Source organism: Mycobacterium sp. ABE4_509 (genome assembly GCF_056160785.1).
On record NZ_JBSWXU010000336.1, the window covers coordinates 1 to 552 of the forward strand.

Genomic DNA, 552 nt, shown 5'->3' on the forward strand with positions numbered 1-552 from the left:
GGGTAGCGTCGGTGCCATGTTCGAAAGTGTGTTCGATATCGATCCCGCGGCGGGGGAGGCCGAGTTGCGGGCAGTGGTCGAGCGCTGCGAACAGCTGAAATCGGTGGCCGCAGCCGCGCAGGCCCGGGCCACGGCGTTGTGGGCCGACAAACGCCGCGCCGCCGAGACCGCGGCCGGGCTGCCGTCGGCCAGCCGCGGCAAGGGGTTGGCGACGGAGGTGGCGTTGGCCCGCCGCGACGCCCCGGCACTCGGCGGCCGCCATCTGGGGCTGGCCCGGGCGCTGGTCCACGAGATGCCCCACACCCTGGCCGCGCTCGAGGCCGGGGTGCTCTCGGAATGGCGGGCCACGCTGATCGTGCGGGAATCGGCCTGCCTGAGCGTCGAGCACCGCCGGGTGCTGGATCGGGAACTGTGTGCCGATGCGGCCCGGCTGGCCGGGTGGGGCACCAAACGCATCGAGGCCGAGGCCAAGAAGATCGCCGCGCGCCTGGACGCCGCCGCGGTCGTCGACCGGGCCGCCAAGGCCGCCGCCGATCGGTGTGTGAGTATCCG

Annotated in this window: 1 pseudogene; it reads left to right on the forward strand. The window is 73.9% G+C overall.

The features are described from left to right. Positions 1-16: 16 nt before the first annotated feature. A pseudogene (locus ACXAID_RS28355) lies at positions 17-552 on the forward strand (HNH endonuclease); the annotation flags it as partial.